The sequence below is a fragment of the Haloferax sp. DFSO52 genome (assembly GCF_048158745.1).
Taxonomy (GTDB): domain Archaea; phylum Halobacteriota; class Halobacteria; order Halobacteriales; family Haloferacaceae; genus Haloferax.
In genome coordinates, this window is the sequence record NZ_JBLOPB010000002.1 from 1,172,367 (window position 1) to 1,189,881 (window position 17,515).

Annotated in this window: 23 protein-coding genes and 1 tRNA gene; 17 read left to right on the plus strand and 7 right to left on the minus strand. The window is 60.7% G+C overall.

What is annotated here, in order from left to right; genetic code table 11:
* Positions 1-46: 46 nt before the first annotated feature.
* From ACK3SC_RS15575 to ACK3SC_RS15585, 3 genes are read left to right on the plus strand one after another with little or no spacing between them, the layout of a single operon-like run.
* The gene (locus ACK3SC_RS15575) at positions 47-427 is read left to right on the plus strand and encodes a DUF5820 family protein (RefSeq protein ID WP_416841113.1); all 381 of its coding nucleotides are present in this window, start codon (positions 47-49) and stop codon (positions 425-427) included.
* A gap of 25 nt (positions 428-452) precedes the next feature.
* Positions 453-902 carry a UPF0179 family protein gene (locus ACK3SC_RS15580; RefSeq protein WP_416841114.1) on the plus strand — a complete coding sequence of 150 codons (450 nt, stop codon included), beginning with the start codon at positions 453-455 and terminating at the stop codon, positions 900-902.
* A 36-nt stretch (positions 903-938) separates the two neighbouring features.
* Positions 939-1,121, plus strand: a complete 183-nt coding sequence (locus ACK3SC_RS15585) for a hypothetical protein (RefSeq protein ID WP_416841115.1) — start codon at positions 939-941, stop codon at positions 1,119-1,121.
* 27 nt (positions 1,122-1,148) lie between these two features.
* Here ACK3SC_RS15585 and ACK3SC_RS15590 read toward each other — a convergent pair whose 3' ends face one another.
* Positions 1,149-2,000 (minus strand): succinylglutamate desuccinylase/aspartoacylase domain-containing protein, encoded by an 852-nt coding sequence (locus ACK3SC_RS15590; RefSeq protein WP_416841116.1) that lies wholly within the window; start codon positions 1,998-2,000, stop codon positions 1,149-1,151.
* 99 nt (positions 2,001-2,099) lie between these two features.
* Positions 2,100-2,585 carry a DUF309 domain-containing protein gene (locus ACK3SC_RS15595; protein ID WP_416841117.1) on the minus strand — a complete coding sequence of 162 codons (486 nt, stop codon included), beginning with the start codon at positions 2,583-2,585 and terminating at the stop codon, positions 2,100-2,102.
* Between the two features lie 92 nt (positions 2,586-2,677).
* Here ACK3SC_RS15595 and ACK3SC_RS15600 point away from each other — a divergent pair, with 92 nt between their 5' ends.
* From ACK3SC_RS15600 to ACK3SC_RS15610, 3 genes are all read left to right on the plus strand, one after another.
* The gene (locus tag ACK3SC_RS15600) at positions 2,678-2,869 is read left to right on the plus strand and encodes a hypothetical protein (RefSeq protein ID WP_416841118.1); all 192 of its coding nucleotides are present in this window, start codon (positions 2,678-2,680) and stop codon (positions 2,867-2,869) included.
* A 79-nt stretch (positions 2,870-2,948) separates the two neighbouring features.
* Entirely contained in the window at positions 2,949-3,608 is a 660-nt protein-coding gene (locus tag ACK3SC_RS15605) for a high-affinity nickel-transporter protein (RefSeq protein WP_416841119.1), read from the plus strand.
* A gap of 729 nt (positions 3,609-4,337) precedes the next feature.
* Positions 4,338-4,421 (plus strand) — tRNA-Leu (locus ACK3SC_RS15610).
* 894 nt (positions 4,422-5,315) lie between these two features.
* On the opposite strand, the gene ACK3SC_RS15615 is transcribed toward ACK3SC_RS15610, so the two are convergent.
* Positions 5,316-5,597 (minus strand): hypothetical protein, encoded by a 282-nt coding sequence (locus ACK3SC_RS15615; RefSeq protein WP_416841120.1) that lies wholly within the window; start codon positions 5,595-5,597, stop codon positions 5,316-5,318.
* Positions 5,598-5,745: 148 nt separating this feature from the next.
* Here ACK3SC_RS15615 and ACK3SC_RS15620 point away from each other — a divergent pair, with 148 nt between their 5' ends.
* From ACK3SC_RS15620 to ACK3SC_RS15630, 3 genes are all read left to right on the plus strand, one after another.
* Positions 5,746-6,543, plus strand: coding sequence for an inositol monophosphatase family protein (locus tag ACK3SC_RS15620; RefSeq protein ID WP_416841121.1), 798 nt, complete (start codon positions 5,746-5,748; stop codon positions 6,541-6,543).
* A gap of 61 nt (positions 6,544-6,604) precedes the next feature.
* Positions 6,605-7,075, plus strand: a complete 471-nt coding sequence (locus tag ACK3SC_RS15625) for an Lrp/AsnC family transcriptional regulator (RefSeq protein ID WP_416841122.1) — start codon at positions 6,605-6,607, stop codon at positions 7,073-7,075.
* Between the two features lie 164 nt (positions 7,076-7,239).
* On the plus strand, positions 7,240-8,379 hold the full coding sequence (locus tag ACK3SC_RS15630; protein ID WP_416841123.1) for a DUF63 family protein: 1,140 nt from the start codon (positions 7,240-7,242) through the stop codon (positions 8,377-8,379).
* A gap of 195 nt (positions 8,380-8,574) precedes the next feature.
* On the opposite strand, the gene ACK3SC_RS15635 is transcribed toward ACK3SC_RS15630, so the two are convergent.
* Complete coding sequence (locus ACK3SC_RS15635; RefSeq protein ID WP_416841124.1) at positions 8,575-10,263, minus strand: YcaO-like family protein; 1,689 nt, start codon at positions 10,261-10,263, stop codon at positions 8,575-8,577.
* 66 nt (positions 10,264-10,329) lie between these two features.
* The gene (gene tbsP, locus ACK3SC_RS15640; RefSeq protein ID WP_416841125.1) at positions 10,330-11,157 is read right to left on the minus strand and encodes a transcriptional regulator TbsP; all 828 of its coding nucleotides are present in this window, start codon (positions 11,155-11,157) and stop codon (positions 10,330-10,332) included.
* Between the two features lie 361 nt (positions 11,158-11,518).
* Between tbsP and glyA the strand changes: the two genes are divergently transcribed.
* From glyA to ACK3SC_RS15675, 7 genes are all read left to right on the plus strand, one after another.
* Positions 11,519-12,766: a serine hydroxymethyltransferase gene (gene glyA / locus ACK3SC_RS15645; protein WP_416841126.1), complete on the plus strand. Its 1,248-nt coding sequence runs from the start codon at positions 11,519-11,521 to the stop codon at positions 12,764-12,766.
* A gap of 117 nt (positions 12,767-12,883) precedes the next feature.
* Positions 12,884-13,237, plus strand: coding sequence for a hypothetical protein (locus ACK3SC_RS15650; RefSeq protein WP_416841127.1), 354 nt, complete (start codon positions 12,884-12,886; stop codon positions 13,235-13,237).
* Positions 13,224-13,517 carry a hypothetical protein gene (locus ACK3SC_RS15655; protein WP_416841128.1) on the plus strand — a complete coding sequence of 98 codons (294 nt, stop codon included), beginning with the start codon at positions 13,224-13,226 and terminating at the stop codon, positions 13,515-13,517. Before ACK3SC_RS15650 ends, ACK3SC_RS15655 begins: the two co-directional genes overlap by 14 nt.
* Before the next feature lie 64 nt (positions 13,518-13,581).
* The gene (locus ACK3SC_RS15660) at positions 13,582-13,881 is read left to right on the plus strand and encodes a DUF211 domain-containing protein (protein ID WP_416841129.1); all 300 of its coding nucleotides are present in this window, start codon (positions 13,582-13,584) and stop codon (positions 13,879-13,881) included.
* Positions 13,878-14,453, plus strand: coding sequence for a VIT1/CCC1 transporter family protein (locus ACK3SC_RS15665; protein WP_416841130.1), 576 nt, complete (start codon positions 13,878-13,880; stop codon positions 14,451-14,453). Before ACK3SC_RS15660 ends, ACK3SC_RS15665 begins: the two co-directional genes overlap by 4 nt.
* Positions 14,454-14,559: 106 nt before the next feature.
* Positions 14,560-15,453, plus strand: coding sequence for a bifunctional methylenetetrahydrofolate dehydrogenase/methenyltetrahydrofolate cyclohydrolase FolD (folD, locus tag ACK3SC_RS15670; protein ID WP_416841131.1), 894 nt, complete (start codon positions 14,560-14,562; stop codon positions 15,451-15,453).
* Positions 15,454-15,469: 16 nt separating this feature from the next.
* Positions 15,470-15,967, plus strand: a complete 498-nt coding sequence (locus tag ACK3SC_RS15675) for an NUDIX domain-containing protein (protein ID WP_416841132.1) — start codon at positions 15,470-15,472, stop codon at positions 15,965-15,967.
* A gap of 68 nt (positions 15,968-16,035) precedes the next feature.
* On the opposite strand, the gene ACK3SC_RS15680 is transcribed toward ACK3SC_RS15675, so the two are convergent.
* Positions 16,036-16,269: a flagella cluster protein gene (locus ACK3SC_RS15680; RefSeq protein ID WP_416841133.1), complete on the minus strand. Its 234-nt coding sequence runs from the start codon at positions 16,267-16,269 to the stop codon at positions 16,036-16,038.
* A gap of 70 nt (positions 16,270-16,339) precedes the next feature.
* Entirely contained in the window at positions 16,340-17,050 is a 711-nt protein-coding gene (locus ACK3SC_RS15685) for a hypothetical protein (RefSeq protein WP_416841134.1), read from the minus strand.
* 182 nt (positions 17,051-17,232) lie between these two features.
* On the opposite strand from ACK3SC_RS15685, the gene ACK3SC_RS15690 reads away from it, so the two are divergent.
* Positions 17,233-17,379: a hypothetical protein gene (locus tag ACK3SC_RS15690; protein ID WP_416841135.1), complete on the plus strand. Its 147-nt coding sequence runs from the start codon at positions 17,233-17,235 to the stop codon at positions 17,377-17,379.
* Positions 17,380-17,515 lie beyond the last annotated feature (136 nt).

Genomic DNA, 17,515 nt, shown 5'->3' on the forward strand with positions numbered 1-17,515 from the left:
GGATAAAAGCGAGAAGTCTTAGGACGCACGAACGAAAAACCACTATATGACCGACCTGCCCGGCGGGTGGACGCTCTGGAACGACGAACCCGAGGGACGGCGAATCCTCGCGTATCGCCCAGACGTGTTCAACGAGTCGTCGTTTCCCGCAGCGTGTATGCCGACTATCTTCGTCTGGAACGGGTCGCGGGCGAAGCGCCCCGGCGCGACGCAGATACGAACCGACACGTGGCACGCCGTCCTCTACATGGAACCCGAAATCGAAGTGCACGTCGAAGCGTTCGACTCGCGGGAGGCGGCCGTCGCGGGGGCGACAGACATCGCTCGGCGGTTCGCAGACGGCGACATCGACTACCGAAGCGCCTACCAGATTCCACGCGAGGAGTACTTCGACAAACTCGACGAGTTGACCGGGCGGGAACCTTAACCGCACCGCGGATGAACGGAGAGGCATGACCTCCGTCACACTCATCGGTGCCCGCCTGACGGACTCGGGAACCGAATTCGTCTATCACGGTGAATCGGCCGCCTGTGAGGGGTGTCCGTACCGACGACAGTGTCTCAACCTCACGGAAGGCGTCAGATACCGCGTCGTCGACGTCCGCGAGAACACGCAGGTACTCGACTGCGCCGTCCACGACGAGGGCGTCCGTGCCGTGGAAGTCGAAACGGTTGCTGTCCAGGCGAACGTTCCGTCGAAGGGTGCCTACGCCGGGAGCAAAGCGAGTCTGCAAGGTCCGTGCCCCCACACGGAGTGTCCGAGTCACCAGTACTGTGTCCCCGAGGGTGCCGAATTCGACCAGGAGTACCGCATCAGCGAAATCATCGGCGACCCACCGCACGAACACTGTTATCTCGACCGGAATCTGACGCTCGTCGAGTTCGAAGCGGCCAGCGAGTAGCCCACCCTTTTCAGAACTTGGACTTTCCTGTCAGTCATGACGACTGCCGTGTTCTTCGACCTCGATTTGACGCTCCTCCGGTACACCGAGTCGTTCGAGGATATCGTCGGTGCCCGTCGCGCCGGTTGGGAGGCGTTTCACGTTGGTGACGATGGTCCAGACACCGCCCCAGAACGAGTCGAATCGGTCGAAGACGCAGTCGCTCGAATACTCGATTGAGCAGGCGAACACTCGGTTCGTACCGTGCTACGGGAGCGTGCCGACTTTCTCGCCGGCGTAGCCGAAAATGTCGCTGTAGCCGTACGCAGAGAGCAAGATGGGGTAGAAGTCCTCGTCTGCTTCGAACAGTTGGTCGTCCGCGCGCGCGAACAGTTCCCCTCTCTCGACGAGTGTGAAGTTGGTCGCGAGAACCTCGTACTCGGTCGCTTCTGGTTTCGGAAGTCGTTCGAGCAGTTTGAACACGTCGAGGCTGTTCTCTTCGGGTGCGGCGAGTTTCAGTCGGTCGTCGTCAGTCTGAGACGCCGACCCACCGTGGCCACCGCCGCCGGCGACGACAGGAGCAGGTAAGACGTTCGTCGCCGTGAGGAACGCCCGAATCAGCCAGTAGGCGTTTTCGGCCGCTTCGTCGGACTTCTGGAGGCCCGCTTCGACTTCGATGGTGTGGGCGTGCTCGATGAGTCGGCCTTCGGCGAAGTTGTTCGTCTCGACGGCGACATCGACCGGGAGGCGGGGGAGAATAGACCGAGCGATTGCATCGACGGTGTCGACGATGGCGAACGGTTCGGCGTACGACTGCGTCGAGTGGATAGAAAAGGCAGTCGTGCCGCGAACCTCCCGCCCGAGGTCGTGGGCGAGCCGCCGTTCGTGGCTCTCGGCGTGTGGGTCGCCGGGGAACGCACGATTGAGGTCCTCGTCGAGATACCGAACATCTTCTTCGAGTGCCTCCTCGTTGGCGATGATGAGTTTCACCGGACGTTCGACGTCTGGGTCTTCAGCAACGAACCGTTCGATGGCACGAGCGCCACACGGTTCGTCACCGTGAATCGACCCGACGACTGACACTTCCGGGGTGCCGTCACCGAGTTCGTAGATTCGCATTGCCGACTCCTAGAACTAGAAGGTAAAGTCCTTTTAGATTTGCCCGACTGTCGTCTCGTATAGATTTTTCAGTCGAATAGAGACATCGTCTGTCGGTTTTCAGTGGTCGAGTCGCCGCGCGTACTCGTAATCTGCAGGGTACGCAGTCGCCTGCTGGCCGTCCAGCGTGATGTGCCATCCATGGAGGACAGACGGGTCGTCAAGTGCCGACCGAAGCGTCGTGCGAACGTCGTCGACGTTCACACCGTAGAAGTCGCTCGGCGTGCCTCGGAGATACTCAAGTGCGGTTTCGAACAACGAACGCATCCCCACGTCGTTCTCGAAGTCGAAGTGTTTGTACGCGCCTGCGGCCACCTGCACCATCCCGTGGAGGAAGGCGCTCTCTGTGGTTCCTGCACCGTAGTTGTACCACTCGTCTTCGAAACAGTCGTGACTCTCGTGGAAGTCACTCGCGTTGAACAGGCGAACGCCGTGTTCGACCGCCCGTCTGAGCGTCGCGTGTTCCCACACTCGGGTGTCTCCGTTCCACCCCGTTGGGTTCCCAAGTGGCGGGGCAACACTCGGGTCACGCGTGTGTTCGTCCATGGGAACAACAGGTTGGCACTCCCAGTAATTCCATCGGTAGGTGAAGGTCAACCTGCGACGGGTTTTACACGCACGCGGGCCTCTATTGGAGTATGAGCGAGACAGTAGTCGAGTGTAATTACTGTGGATGCGACGTGTGGCGACACGACCCGGTGTTCGTCGAAGAAGTCGAAGACGACGAGCGCGTCCCTGCGGGAGCATTCTGCAATTACGCCTGTTTGTCGTCGTACATCGATGCTGAGGGCCTCACCATCGGTGCGACCTGTGAAGTACCGAGCGAGTGAGTAGCGGGTGCGCCCCAGTCTCGTACTCGTTCGCCGCAATGCACGCCATATTTAGGCTCCGTCAGTAGAATATACGCCGATGGCACTTGCAGCCGCGCTCGTGGCGGGCGGCGTCGTCGGCATTCGCCACGCGCTGGAAATCGACCACCTCGCTGCAGTCACCTCGATGGTGGACGGTGACGAACCCCCGGGGTTCGTCGGTGCATCCTGGGGAGTCGGCCATTCGATTCCAATCGTCGCCGTCGGACTGTTGTTCGTCGTACTCGATGTTCGCCTGCCAGCGTCAGTGACGCACGTTTTCGAACTCGCTGTCGGTGCGGTGCTTGTCGGCCTCGGAGTGCGGATGCTCCTTCGTGCCGCGAACGTCTCTGTTCCAACACTCCGAGGGCACGACCACGACGAGCGCCGACACCACCATCTCGCGTTCGGAGACGTCGCTCTGGGAACGAAACACAGTCACGTCCACGACGAATCGTTCGCAGTCGGCATCTTGCACGGGTTCGCCGGAAGCGGGGCGCTCGTCGTCGTGATGGTCTCTGCGGCACCCGGAATGGGGCAAGCTATCGCCTTCCTCTCGGCGTTTAGTCTCCTGACGGTGGCGACGATGGCAACCGTCTCGGTGCTGTGGCGACGGTCCATGGCCCTCGGCGGAACGAGGGTCTTGCGTGCGGCGGCGGGAGTCGTCAGCATCGCCGCAGGCACGGTGCTCGTCGTCGAGCACGTCGGACTCGTCGCGTGACGCCCGGCGACTCTCCTTTCTCAACTGAGTCAGAGTACCGGCCAGTTGCCGAGGTTAGGTCGTGAATACCCCACGGACAGACGCGTCAGCGACGAGATTTCCACTCTCTGTCTTTTCCACTCGTTCGTCGATTCCAGAAAGTCTGTCTTCCAGTACAGTCAGCTATGCAACACATAACGAAGTGCCGACACGTCTATGAGTAACCACTGACCGCCGCACCCGACCAACGTCAACCCGCAACTGCGGTGACTGCACGAGGGCCGTGGTATCAGTGAAATTCACCCATCCGGGGAACACACCCCCGAACCCATCGACCGGACCACACCCGGCCGGCGGCCACGATTCGAACCCAGTGCGCTGCGTGTTGGACACCTCGCACACGGTGGCAGGTCGGTCGAGTCCGGCGTTGCATCCAATGGCGTGACAATCGAACCGCCAATCAGCACTCGACACGAGAGTGGCGAACGGGCCGAACGCGTCGTGACAACCACGAGTTCGACCCGTCGTCTCCGAGTCTGGCAATTCACGGCATTGGTTTTCGAATGAGAGTTGGTAGGAGAGCGAGTGCTCCTGTCGTGTTTCACTATCGTTCCGAAACGAGGGCGCATCATCGGTCGGTCTGCCACTCATTCACGTTCGAAAACGGCTTTCGTACAACATTTATAATAGCAAAGACTGAAAATCAAATACGACTCGTTCAGAGTCGAATCCGCATCGTCGCGGGTACGCGCGAGGGTAGCTAAGTCAGGAAAAAGCGGCGGACTCAAGATCCGCTCTCGTAGGAGTCCGTGGGTTCAAATCCCTCCCCTCGCACTTGTGCCAACGTTCGTGACTCTCACTGAGAGTCACGAGCAAACCAGAACACAACGTGTTCTGGTGAGAATGAAATGAGGAGTGCCGAGTGCGCACGAGGGATTTGAATCAGGGAGCAACTTGTTGCGACCGAGGTTCAAATCCCTCCCCCTCACACTTGTGCAGCCCACATCCACGTCCGACCACAGAGACGACGACATGCACTATGTCAGCCGACAGTCTGCCCCGTCATCGGCACACGAAACACGACACTCATATCAGATTAATTACTATCAAAAAACCTCCCTATTTTTGCTGAATGTGTGCACGTGTGTCACAGTCGAAGACAGTGTTCGCCTCGTGGCTCGCCACTCGTTGTGAACAGACCATATTTCCCATAAAAACCAACACACAGGGGCACCTTGAGCAGATAATTGGGAACGATAAAATCAGTGAAAATGAGAACGAAGATACCAGCTTGTCGACCTGAATTTCAATCAAAACTGAGCTATCGGATTTTATCAGAAACATTCATTATGTTATCGAGCATACTATAGTGTTGCCGGAAGCGCAAGGGCGTACCGGATGACCAAACCGAATCCATTGGATGGCGGGATAACCGTCAACGATGGTATGCGTCGCAAGATGCAGAGGAATGGGATCGACACGAACACCGAGTCTTTCGTAAAAGGAAGACGAGGTCAAAGTGCCGAAGAGGAACCGAAGCAACCCCGTTAACCACTCTGCGAGTGAGTGGCGGGAAAGCCAAGTACCGGACCACGAGGAATCGGAGTTCGGGAAGTCGGTGGAAACCGAAAAAGGCTGTGAGGGTTGTGGAAAACGTCTTCCGTCCGGGTTCTAATTGCGAGTTCTGGCGTTTTCCGTTTTCTGACCCCTGACCAACGGGTTCGTTCTTCAATCGTCTGCTGACGTGTCGAGCAGTCGCCGTACCAACCGGAGATACTCGGACGCGACGACCGGTTCGTCCGCGGCAGTCCGTTCGGCAGCATCGATACCGTGTCGGAGTTGTTCAGCGACTGGCCCGGGTGGGACGTCGTTATCGAGGAGGCGGGACGCCGTAGCGAGACAGTCGCGTGCAGCCGCAGTATCGCCACTTCGGACTGCATCGCGCGCGCCGTCGAACGCCGAAATGAGTTCATCACGCACGCTCTCCGGGATGTTACCTGTATCGCTCACAACAGTTCGGTAGACGATTCTCCCTGATAAGGAAAGGGGCCGGTGCTGACCTGGCCGCAGCGAGCATTTCCAGTGGCCAGTTTGCGGGTTCATCGTGGATTGCACGCCAGTCGATGGTTATAGGCCACTGCCGGATACTGTCACGAACATGAACGAACTCGGTGCCCGTGCAGACCGTGCGCAGCGCGCGGCACGTGATGGCGGTGCAGTCGCTCGCCGTGCGTTCCGGACGAACGTCACCGTCGAGACGAAAGACGGGAAGACGGACGTGGTAACAGAGGCCGACCGAGAAGCCCAGCGGCGGGTCGTCGAACGCATCCGTGGGGCGTTTCCAGACGACGCGATCGTCGGTGAAGAAGAAGACGAACTGAAGGCGGTCCCAGACGAGGGGCCGTCGTGGGTCATCGACCCCATCGACGGGACGAACAACTTCGTCCGCGACGTTCCCATCTGGGCAACTGCAGTGGCCGCCGTTCTCGATGGCGAACCCGTCGCTGCCGCGAACTTCCTCCCCGCGTTCGAGGACCTGTACGCTGCCGACGACCAGGCCGCCTACCGAAACGGTGAACAGATTTCCGTGAGTCAGCGCGACGACCCAGAGACGTGTACTGTCTGTCCGACGTTCTGGTGGGATTACGACGCCCGCGACGAGTACGCCGCCGCGACTCGGGGAATCGTCAGTCGATTCGGCGACTTGCGCCGGTATGGGAGCATGCAGGTCGTCCTCTCGTTCCTCGCAGATGGCGGCCTCGACGGCGTCATCACGAACAAACGAGCGAATCCGTGGGACTCGGTTGCTGGTGTCCATCTCGTCCGAATGGCCGGCGGCACGGTCACCGACCTCGAAGGGAACGAGTGGCGACACGACTCGGCTGGACTCGTCGCGTCGAACGGTCACATCCACGATGTCGTTCTCGAAGCGGCCCGTGAAATCGAAGACCTGTAACGAGCGCCACACGTCGCTGTTCTTCCGCAAATGCGAAGTTAACCCCATCAGTACTGGGCGTATGGAACTCGACGCCACGGACCGGGCTATCCTTCGCCTCTTGATGGAGGATGCGCGGACGCCGTTCAGTGAGATCGCTCGCCAAATCGACATGTCGAGTGCGACCGTCCACGACCGGGTCGGGCGGATGGAAGACGCTGGAGTCATCCAAGGCTACCACGCACACGTCGACCCGCGGAAGGTCGGGCTTGGAACCTCGGCACTCGTCGGTTTCCGAGTCAAACAGGGCCGTGAGAAGGAGGCACTCCAACAACTCCGCGAAATCGAAGGCGTCCAAGAGATTAACCTGACCACCGGAGAGTGGGACGTGATGTTGCGAGTCTACGCCGAAGACACCGACGCACTCCGTGAACTCATGTTCGACCACATCGCTGAACTCGAAGGATTCTCTCGGTCGCAGACGATGGTCATCCTCGGAACAGAGTACGACGACCCGGTCTTACCACTCGACGAACCCACCGACGAATCCTGAGTTTCGACTGACTGTTGCTGCTCTCTCACCACTGCAACCGGCGTTAACGGTCGTTTTCTGGGCCAAATCGCTCGTTTTGGGGTTATCCACACCCCGCGTGGGGCCGTGCGCCAAGACTGCGAGAGACCGGAACCCTAAACAGTCCCGCCGTCGGGATTTCGGCTATGTCAACGGTAGCAGAGCAATTTGGTCTCGACCCCGAACGCCTCTGGGGCGTCGGCGTCGTGGCCATCCTCGTCGCACTCGTCGGCGGGTCGCTCGCGTTCCCACGTGTCGTCTACGACGGCTTCATCTGGAAATATTTCTGGGGGCCAGTACAAGCCGACGCGAACTCGGCCGTCTGTGCAACTCGGGCAACCGGCGTCACCGAGTATCTCGGAAGCAGTTCGGCGTGTGCTGCTGCGGCCCAACCAGTCGCGTATCCCGGCTACACGCTCGTCTCGGAAGTCGGGTACATGGTCACGCTCATCATCGCACTCACAGGCGTGGTATTCCTGCTTCGCCGCCTCGAAATCGGCGAGAAACCGCGGTTTTTCTACGCGCTCATCCCGTTCATGTTCTTCGGCGGCGCGTTCCGCGTCGTCGAGGACGCGAACGACACGCCCGGGACCGTGGACGCGCTCATCTCCTACCCGCTGAACACGCTGGTCATCAGCCCCGTCATCTACGTCACCGTCTTCGCGATTACACTCGTCGCCGTCGTCGGGAGTGTCTTCGCTGAACGCGCAGGTATCGTCGACGAATACGTGAAACCCCTGTTCGGTGCCGGTACTGCCGTCCTCGCGGTTACACTCGCCTACCTTCTGTTCATCGGCATCACGGGCACGAACGGCGCGACGTTCTACCCGCAGGTGCTCGTCGTCATCCTCCTTGGAGCGACACTCACTGCCGGCGTGACGTGGTGGCTTATCGAACGCTACGCACCCGAAGTCAACGCTGGAACGGGTCTCATCGGTCTCGTCATCATCTGGGGCCACGCTGTCGACGGCGTGGCGAACGTCATCGGCCTCGACTGGATGACTGCGCTCGGTGCCGGAAACAACCTCGTTCCGAAACACCCGGTGAACAGAGGTATCGTAGAAATCACCGCCTCGACGCTCCCCGAATCTATCCTCGCCATCACGGGCGACGCGTGGCCGTTCTTGCTCGTCAAAATCGTCGCGGCGACGGCCGTCGTCTGGGTGTTCGACGACCAGATATTCGATGAGAGTCCCCGCTACGCTATCTTGCTCCTCGTCGCCGTCCTCGCAGTCGGTCTTGGGCCGGGAACGCGTGATATGCTTCGGGCGACATTCGGAGTCTGAGGACTCCAAGCGGTCGGGTTCCAGTTCTCATTCTGCGTTCACCGTCCCGCTGTTTTCTCGTCGTCGCCACCGAAGGTTCATATACCAATCCGCGGCCAGCAGGCTTGTGCGTTAACTGTCATCGTACGGCGATTCGCGGGTGTCCGGCACACCGTCGTACGATTCGATTCGTGTCGGCTGTCAGCCCTTCAGACCTTACGGGAACGGGTGGAACTGCCGGTCTAACCGAGGTTCGAATCCGAGTTCGCGCGGGACGGACTCGGCACGCTTGGCGAAGAATGGTTTACCGATGAACAGCGGTTGCGCCTCGGGAATCAGCACGCGCACTGCCTCGAAGCCCAGTTGTTCGACGTCTCTTGGTGTGATTCGTGCGACGTACGCGTCGAGGCCAGCGTCGGCGACGCGTTCGACGACAGCGTCGAGTTCGTCTGTCCCCTCCGGAATCTCGTCCGGACCGACAGCATCCGCAGGGAGGGTCGAATCGGGGTCGACGAGCGTTTCGGCCTCCGATGGGAAGTCGGCGTACGTCCCAATCGCACCACCCTGTTGTGCTGCCTGCTCTGGACCCATCGCTCGAAGTTCGGTCCAGTTCTGGAGTGCCTCTGCGAGTGCCGATCGAGCCGCGCTGTTCGCGTCGAGGTTTGCACCGGACCCCATCGCGAACTTCGGCCACTCGTCGTCGCGGTGGACGGCGACGGCGACGACTGGCACGTCGATATCCTGTGTCACCAACAGCGCCGTCACCGCCAGGTCTTCTGACCGAGCCCGTGACGCCAACGTCTCGAATTCGTCGTCGTTTACGTCGAGGCCGAGTGGGTCGAACGTCGAGTACCACGCGAGCATCGTCGCGTCGCGTTCGATGGTCTCGTAGAGGCCAGAGAGTATCGCCTCAGTCCCGGAGTTGCCGAGGCCGAGCCCCGTCGTAATCGACGGCTTGTGTCGCTCGTTCGGTGGTGGGTAGTGGACGAACTCTGCCGGAAGCGAGACCCGCTGTTCGGTCGAGAGGTGCTCGCCGTCGACCCACTGAATCGGTTCGTTCGGGTCTGGGTCACGGGAGGAGTCAGGCCGGACGAACCGACTCGGCGGGATCGCACCCGGTCGGGACGCTGCAGGAGCGACGGTGAACTCACTCGACCGATAGACGCCAGCCGAATATCGTTCGAGTGCCTCACCCAGCGCCTTCATGTACGCTTCGTCCCACCCTGCTGCCGCACCGCCAGCGAGTTCTGCTGCCCGAGTATCCGAGTACACTGTCGTATCGGCAGTCTGGGCCATGTAGTACGGCAGCGGGAAGGACTCTCGCTCACCGACCTGCGTGATGATACCGAGACGGTCGTCGACCGCTATCTCCGCCCGCGAAAGTGCGTCGTCTAACGCGACTGCGCGAAACTCTCGGCGGACTGTCCGGTCGCGGTCGGTCGGCGACGGCGTCGGCAGAAGCGACCGTTCACGACCGGGAACCTCGACGACAGTCCCTGCGACGTCGTCACCAGACAGAAGCGAGATGCCTCGGCGACCGGCAATCGCGCCAGCGAGGCGAACTGCCGCCCGGTCACCCGACGGTTTGCCACTCGATTCGGTGGTCGATGCGACGCGGGCGCGAAGGTCAGCGAAGTCGGCACTCGTGTGGTCGAACGCAGAGACGGACGCGTCGATGTCGGCGAGGGCGTGGCCGCCGACACCACCGATTTCGACGGCAATCCATCGCCCTGATGCAGCGTCTGCCGCGTCGAACGCGTCGGTACCGGCCGCTGCGACGACGAATCCAAGGTCGACCTCGTCGAACGAATCAGGAGTCGTCTCGATGACTGTGGCGTCGATGTCGGAACAGGCCGCGCGAATCGATTCGGCGGCGGGGCCGCTCCCGACGAGTCCGATGTTCATGGAAGCGACGAAGAACGGTGGAGAGAAAAATCGAGGGGTCTCGTGACCGCCTTTCCGTCTGTCGGCTTATGCTTCGAGCATCTGCTCTGCAGCACTGGCGAGTTCGTCGATATCGGAATCGGCGAGTTGGTCGTTGCCGAGTTTCAGACGGAGGCGCGGGCGACCAACGTCGATGGGGACCTTTTCGGTGTCGATGAGACCGAGTTCTTCGAGTTTCGTCTTGGTTCGCGAGAACGTCGCCTTACTCGCGATTCCGACGTCTTCGCCCCACTTGGAGATGTCGTAGAGGAGCACTTCGTTGCGCGCAGCGACGAGAAGCGAGATGGTCACTTCATCGAGGCCGTCGCCGTCACCACGGGCAGACGAGAGCGACGAGAGCACCGCATCGAAGTCGTCGAGCGTCTCTTTGCCGATATCGTCTGCGAGCGTCTCGCGGACACGTGAAAGCGGCGGGGTGCGGAGTTTGAACTCGGGTGCGTCTTCCCAGTGGCCCCGGTGGGCCTCGAGTGCCGTCTCGACGAACGATTCGTCGTCGGTGACGAGTCCAGCGACTTTCCCACCTGCGCCCACGAGCGCGACGACGGTGTTGGGCGTGACGAACAGCGTGTTTTCGACGGCACCGTTCGAGGTCCGCATCGAGAGGACATCTTCGACCACGAGGTTTGCGGCGTTGGACGCGATGATGAAGTCGTCCATGACGCTCTTCAAGACACTCTCGTCGGCGACGAGACGAATCTGTGGGAGTCCTTCGCCGAGCTCTGTCGCGACAGTGACAAGTCCTTCGATGACGTCGGCCGTCGGATTGGCGACCAACACTTCGTCCGCCGTGGATGTGAGGACTGATTCGATGATATCCTCAACCCCCTCAGCGAGCAAATTAGAACGAATAGCCATGATTTGTATATCGCCACAAATCTATTTAATATTAACGCAAGTTGACGCTCAGTATGTACCGGATGACGTGTTGTAACAAGTCATTCACGGGCGAATTGAGCGTCTCATCTCAGAAATTTTACCCCAGTACGGTGTGGGAAAATTGAGCATTCCATGGGGACGTTCCGTGGTCGAACGAGGAGAGACTCTCCCGCTTCTGGGTCAGGTGAGACGGGGATCGAGTAAGTAGTCGGCAACTGCTACGTATTCGTGCATTTGTCACGAGCTATCACGGAAATAATATGCAAATACGTGTACCACAACACCGGCAGGCGTGGCCAAATGGGACACATTTATGCCCTAATTGGGCACGATACTACACATGGACTACAGCCACGTCCGCGACGTCGACCCCGCTGTGGCAGATGCCCTCGAAGGCGAGGTCGAACGCCAGCGCGACACGCTCGCGATGATCGCCTCGGAGAACCACGTCAGCGAAGCAGTCCTCGAAGCACAGGGGAGTGCCCTGACGAACAAGTACGCCGAAGGCTATCCCGGCAAGCGCTACTACGCAGGCTGTGAGTATGCCGACAAAATCGAGACGCTCGCCATCGAACGCGCCAAAGAACTCTGGGGTGCAGAACACGTCAACGTGCAACCGCACTCCGGCACGCAGGCGAACATGGGCGTCTACCTCGCCATGCTCGAACCGGGTGACAAGATTCTCTCGCTCGACTTGACCCACGGTGGCCACTTGAGCCACGGTCACCCCGCGAACTTCACGGGCAAACTCTACGACGTCGAGCAGTACGAAGTCGACGCCGAGACGGGCTACATCGACTACGACCAGTTAGCAGAAAAGGCCGAGTCGTTCGAACCAGACATCATCGTCTCCGGCTACTCCGCATACCCACGTGCCGTCGAGTGGGAGACGATTCAGGAGGTCGCCGACTCTGTCGATGCGCTCCACCTCGCAGACATCGCCCACATCACGGGGCTCGTCGCCGCGGGCGTTCACCCATCGCCGGTCGGCATCGCCGACTTCGTCACTGGCTCGACGCACAAGACCGTCCGTGCCGGCCGCGGTGGCATCATCATGTGCAAAGAAGAGTACGCCTCGAAAGTCGACAGCGCCGTCTTCCCCGGTGCACAGGGCGGCCCCCTCATGCACAACATCGCAGGCAAGGCCGTCGGCTTCAAAGAAGCCCTCCAGCCCGAATTCAAGGAGTACGCACAACAGGTCGTCGACAACGCCAAAGCCCTCGCCGAGACGTTCCAGGAACACGGCCTCAGCGTCGTCTCCGGCGGGACCGACACGCACCTCATCCTCGTGGACCTTCGTGACTCGCACCCGGACCTCACCGGCGGTGACGCCGAAGAAGCCCTCGAATCGACGGGCATCGTCCTCAACGCGAACACTGTCCCGGGCGAGACGCGCTCGGCGTTCAACCCGAGTGGTATCCGCGCCGGAACCCCGGGACTCACGACTCGCGGCTTCGACGAAGACGAGATGCGCGAAGTCGGCGAACTCATCGTGAAGGTCGTCAACAACCCCGAGGACGACGACGTGCTCGCCGAGGTGTCCGAGAGCGTGCAGAAACTCTGCGACGCGAACCCGCTGTACGAGTAAGCACTCGTCGCTGTTCGTTTGTTTTTCACATTCTTTCTCTTCTTTCGCGAGTCGTGTGCCACCCACGACACACCGACCCGCTTTTTTGTCGATTCCTGCCGTATTCCGCGTATCCCGATGCGAAGACGCACCCTCCTCGGTTCGTTCACGGCGGCGCTCGCCACGGTGGCCGGATGTACGTCTCCGAGTGGGACCGAAACCATGACCGACGACACCGACACCACAGACTCGACCGCGCAGACAGACGGGACTGTGTCGACAGAGACGGCCACCGAAACGGCGTCGCCGACAGAGACGTCCTCGACAACCACAGACGGAGGACCCCAAGAACTCGACCTCCGAGAAGCCAACGTGATGAACGTCACGTTCGAGAGGTCGGGCGGCGGCTATCGGTTCTCTGTGACGCTCCTACACGACGTTCACGAGAGCAAGGCTCTCGTGAGCCAACCAGAACGCTATGCGTTCTGGTGACGATGACGGCGAAGACGGCTACGCCAACTGGTGGGTCGTCGAATCGCTCGACGGAACCGAACTCGGGAAACGAGAACTCCTCCACGCCCACGGGACGCAGGAGTTTACTCGCTCGGAGACCATCTCAGTTTCCGAGGAAACGACGTGCGTCGTCGTTCGCGGCCACGACCAGACCCACGGGTACGGCGGACTGGCGATGATAGTAAACCTCGAAACAGGCGAACGATGGGGCGAAGAGCAGGGGCCAGAACCGAAGTCGTTCTCTGACGTGACGTGTTGAAACGACCGTAAAACACCCTCGCAGAGTAACACTATTACCCGCCGGACCCAACGTTCGCCAGACCATGCCCCCGATTCGACGCCTCGTCCTCGACGTGTTGAAACCGCACGAACCATCCGTGGTAGAACTGGCGCGCGAAGTGGCCTCTGCAGACGGTGTCAACGGGACGAACGCCATGCTTCTCGAGATGGACCGGGAGGTCCAGAACATCAGACTCGTCGTCGAGGGAGCGGCGATCGACGTCGACGAGGTGGAACACCGAATCACGAATCTCGGCGGCACTGTCCACTCTGTCGACGAAGTCGTCGCGGGTGAGGAGTTCGTCGAATCGCGAGACGTTCCGCAGGACTGGGCGCCGCCGTGACACCACAGCAATTCGTCGCGGTCCTCCAGCAAGAGCGCGTCCGAGCGATTTCGCGTCGCTACCTCGTCTCCAACGGGTTCGACGGCGCGCTGACCTGCATCGGAATCGTCATCGGCTCGTTTCTCACCGGCGTCACCGACGGGACGATAGTCGTCAAAATCGGCGTCGGTGCCGCGATCGGGCTCACCACGTCGGGGGTCTGGAGCGTCTGGGAGATAGAACGCGCCGAGAAACAGGCCGAACTCAACCGCATCGAAGACGCGATGCTCACCGACCTGAGCGGGACTGCCGTCGAACGTGACAGAGTCGCCGCGAGAGTCGTCAACGCCACTGCGAGCGGACTTGGACCACTCGTCAGTATCGTCGTGCCGCTCCTCCCGTTTCTCGCCGTCGGGTCGCTGTTCACGATGGTGACTGCGACGGCCACCTCCGTCGCACTCGGGACGGGGATTCTGTTCATCTTTGGGTCGTACATGGGGTCGATTTCGGGCCAGCGGTGGTACGTCGCCGGGATTCGGATGGCGCTCGCAGGCGTCGCCGTGGCCGCCGTGAACCTGTTGTTCGGCGGGTGAATCAGGAACGAGAATATCCACATATGTGTATATTTACTCCATTTTAGAACCAAGAATACGCACGAATCCGAATCTTTCAAATGGTCGGGCCACACACCCTCAGCCAATGACGACCATCATCGACGGGAACGCCGTCGCGGAGGAGATTCGGTCCGGTCTGACCGACGCCATCGACGCGCTCGAAGACGCCGGCGTGAAACCGGGTCTCGCGACGGTGCTGATGAGCGACGACCCCGCCAGCGAGACGTACGTTTCGATGAAACAGCGCGACTGCGAAGAAGTCGGTATCGAGGCGTTCGACCACCACCTCGACCCGGAGACCCCCGCCGACGAACTCTACGAACTCGTCGACGACCTGAACGAGGACGACGACGTTCACGGGATTCTCGTACAGATGCCGGTCCCCGACCACGTGGACGACCGGACGGTCCTCCGCCGTATCGACCCCGCAAAGGACGTCGATGGCTTCCACCCCGAGAACGTGGGCCGCCTCGTCGCCGGCGACGCCCGGTTCAAGCCCTGTACGCCCCACGGCATTCAGAAACTCCTCGACGCCGCGGACGTGGAGACGGAAGGTGCCGACGTGGTCGTCGTCGGCCGGTCGGACATCGTCGGCAAGCCGATGGCCAACCTGCTCATCCAGAAAGCAGCCGGCGGCAACGCGACGGTGACCGTCTGCCACTCCCGCACGAAAGACCTCGCTGCGAAGACCCGCGAAGCAGATATCGTCGTCGCAGCCGTCGGCGTGCCCGAACTCATCACGGGCGACATGCTCTCGGAAGACACCGTCGTCATCGACGTGGGCGTCAACCGCGTCGATGCCGACAACGAGAAGGGATACAAACTCGTCGGTGACGTGGAGTTCGACTCCGCGAAGGAGAAGGCGAGTGCAATCACGCCCGTTCCCGGTGGCGTCGGCCCGATGACGCGGGCGATGCTCCTCTGGAACACGGTGAAGGCAGCAGCAGAAACAGCAGACGTGGACGTCGACCTCCCCTGACACGAGGTTCGTTCCCGTGACGCAGTCGGAGATCGACGGCGAGTGGACCATCGATAGCGATGGTGTCGTCCAGCGTCAAAACACGCACACCCTCGACGCCGAGTCGTTCGAGCGCGCTCGCAAACGAATTCGTGGCGGACTCGAGTGGGGTGTCGGTGGCCTCACTGAACGAAACGGCGCAGTTCTCCTCGTCCGACAGGACGGCCAGTGGGTGCTTCCCGGTGGTGGTGTCGAATCTGGCGAGTCCAGGACAGCGGCCCTCGTCCGAGAGATGCGAGAAGAGACAGGCCTCGACGCTACTGTCGAGGCGCTTCGGGTCGTCACGGAACAGACGTTCGTCCACGGCGACGAACGGGAGACGTTCAACTTCGCTATCTACGGTGTCGCCGTCGCTGGCGAACTCACCGACGACCCGGGGCTCGAAGACGAGTCGATAACCGACGTGTCGTGGTTCGAGACGCTGCCCGAAGACACGCTCGACCGTCCGTTGATTCGGTATTTACTGGGCCGCTGACGCAGACCCTCTCGACCGCTGACGTAGGCTCCCTCCACCGCTTCTCCCTCCTCTTTCGTCGTCGAAGGCTACTCGTGTGTCGCGATGAGCAGTCGCTCGTCCTCGCGACGAACGCAAAATCGCGTACCGGCGTCGAGATCGAAACTGTGTGCAGTTCGTTCGGAGAGAAGCAGTTGCGAGAACGACTCACTGCACGCGGGGCACTCGACACCGTCGCGGTTCTCGACGAGCATCGTGTCGCCGTCGTCGCGGAGTAGTTTCACTCGGTGGCGAACCTCGTGAACGTCGAATTCGGTGGCCATCGTCTGCGAAGGGGTTCCGGGGGGAAAAAACGTTCGGTGAACACGCAGACGAGAGCCGACTCTCGAGCGTTCAGAAGAGCGACGAGAGCTGGTCACGTGCCGACGCGAGGGCGTCCAGGTCGTCTGCCGTCAGATAGATGTAGATGTCGTGAGCGACTCGGACGAGCGTCTCGGATTCGGACACAGGGATGTCTCCTTCGAGTGCTTCGACTCGTTTGAGGTGGTTCGAGAGCGTTCCGAGTGTGGTCCGTGCCTCTGGGTCGGGGTGTTCGTCGAGCCACGTCGAGACGTCGTGGTGGTAGGCTTCGATGGCGTTGGCGTACCCGAGGCCACGTGCAGCAGCGAGCGAGGCAGGAACCGACGCAGGGTCGGGTCGGTTCCCGTTGTCCGCGCCGCGAAGCAGCTCGATGACGAAGAGTTGTTCGTCGTCAGTCGGCCGGTTCGACCGGGCGACGATGTCGACGGCCTGAAGGAGTTCGTGGGCGGCCAGTGTGGTGTCGTCGAGTGGTTGGAGTTCGCCGCCGTGGATGAATCCAGTCTTTCGAATGTACGTTCTGAGGTCGGACTTCAGTTCGGGTGCAGCGTCACGAATTGTTCCGTCGCCCACTGCGGCACGATGTGTAGAAAGGTCGAGCGTCACCTGCGCGGCCGTGTGCTGTTCGCGGTCGCCGACGCCGACGCTTCGCATGCTTCCACAGGACGGACACGACACACTCCCGGTCTCGTAGTAGGACCACTGCCGACCGCAGTCCTTGCACTCTCGCTCGCCGCGTATCTCCATATCGCGGTGTTCGTACCGCCGCCGCAAAAACACGACGACACACTCACGGTGGAGACTATTCGGGTGGCGGCACGCTGTATAAAACGACAACTAATTGACTGGTAGGTGCACAAAAAACGCAATAGTTAGCCAGATTACATGAATGGCGGGAGTACATACGTCAGGGGGACCAGAGGCGACACATGCGAAGTGAATCAGAGGTCCGCGAGCAGTACGAATTTCTGAAGGAGGAACTGGATTCCGAAGAGATGCGGCACGAGGGCGTCCGAAAACTCCTCACTCACTACAGACGTGCACTCGGATGGGTTCTCGAAGAAGAACACATGTGACGATGTCTCCCGAAATTCTGGGGGGAGCGCATCAAGAGCGTGTACATTTCGTATCGTTGTCAATGATTGTCACGCGTCGTTATCTTTAAGTAAAACCGAACGGTAGCGGTAAGTGACGCTTCGCTTTGGAGGGCCG

Bases quoted from the DNA above. Each gene is read 5' to 3' on its own strand.
- ACK3SC_RS15575 (WP_416841113.1), top strand. From the start codon at position 47: ATGACCGACCTGCCCGGCGGGTGGACGCTCTGGAACGACGAACCCGAG.
- ACK3SC_RS15580 (WP_416841114.1), top strand. From the start codon at position 453: ATGACCTCCGTCACACTCATCGGTGCCCGCCTGACGGACTCGGGAACC.
- ACK3SC_RS15585 (WP_416841115.1), top strand. From the start codon at position 939: ATGACGACTGCCGTGTTCTTCGACCTCGATTTGACGCTCCTCCGGTAC.
- ACK3SC_RS15590 (WP_416841116.1), bottom strand. From the start codon at position 2,000: ATGCGAATCTACGAACTCGGTGACGGCACCCCGGAAGTGTCAGTCGTC.
- ACK3SC_RS15595 (WP_416841117.1), bottom strand. From the start codon at position 2,585: ATGGACGAACACACGCGTGACCCGAGTGTTGCCCCGCCACTTGGGAAC.
- ACK3SC_RS15600 (WP_416841118.1), top strand. From the start codon at position 2,678: ATGAGCGAGACAGTAGTCGAGTGTAATTACTGTGGATGCGACGTGTGG.
- ACK3SC_RS15605 (WP_416841119.1), top strand. From the start codon at position 2,949: ATGGCACTTGCAGCCGCGCTCGTGGCGGGCGGCGTCGTCGGCATTCGC.
- ACK3SC_RS15620 (WP_416841121.1), top strand. From the start codon at position 5,746: ATGAACGAACTCGGTGCCCGTGCAGACCGTGCGCAGCGCGCGGCACGT.
- ACK3SC_RS15625 (WP_416841122.1), top strand. From the start codon at position 6,605: ATGGAACTCGACGCCACGGACCGGGCTATCCTTCGCCTCTTGATGGAG.
- ACK3SC_RS15630 (WP_416841123.1), top strand. From the start codon at position 7,240: ATGTCAACGGTAGCAGAGCAATTTGGTCTCGACCCCGAACGCCTCTGG.
- ACK3SC_RS15635 (WP_416841124.1), bottom strand. From the start codon at position 10,263: ATGAACATCGGACTCGTCGGGAGCGGCCCCGCCGCCGAATCGATTCGC.
- tbsP (WP_416841125.1), bottom strand. From the start codon at position 11,157: ATGGCTATTCGTTCTAATTTGCTCGCTGAGGGGGTTGAGGATATCATC.
- glyA (WP_416841126.1), top strand. From the start codon at position 11,519: ATGGACTACAGCCACGTCCGCGACGTCGACCCCGCTGTGGCAGATGCC.
- ACK3SC_RS15650 (WP_416841127.1), top strand. From the start codon at position 12,884: ATGCGAAGACGCACCCTCCTCGGTTCGTTCACGGCGGCGCTCGCCACG.
- ACK3SC_RS15655 (WP_416841128.1), top strand. From the start codon at position 13,224: ATGCGTTCTGGTGACGATGACGGCGAAGACGGCTACGCCAACTGGTGG.
- ACK3SC_RS15660 (WP_416841129.1), top strand. From the start codon at position 13,582: ATGCCCCCGATTCGACGCCTCGTCCTCGACGTGTTGAAACCGCACGAA.
- folD (WP_416841131.1), top strand. From the start codon at position 14,560: ATGACGACCATCATCGACGGGAACGCCGTCGCGGAGGAGATTCGGTCC.
- ACK3SC_RS15680 (WP_416841133.1), bottom strand. From the start codon at position 16,269: ATGGCCACCGAATTCGACGTTCACGAGGTTCGCCACCGAGTGAAACTA.
- ACK3SC_RS15685 (WP_416841134.1), bottom strand. From the start codon at position 17,050: ATGGAGATACGCGGCGAGCGAGAGTGCAAGGACTGCGGTCGGCAGTGG.
- ACK3SC_RS15690 (WP_416841135.1), top strand. From the start codon at position 17,233: ATGCGAAGTGAATCAGAGGTCCGCGAGCAGTACGAATTTCTGAAGGAG.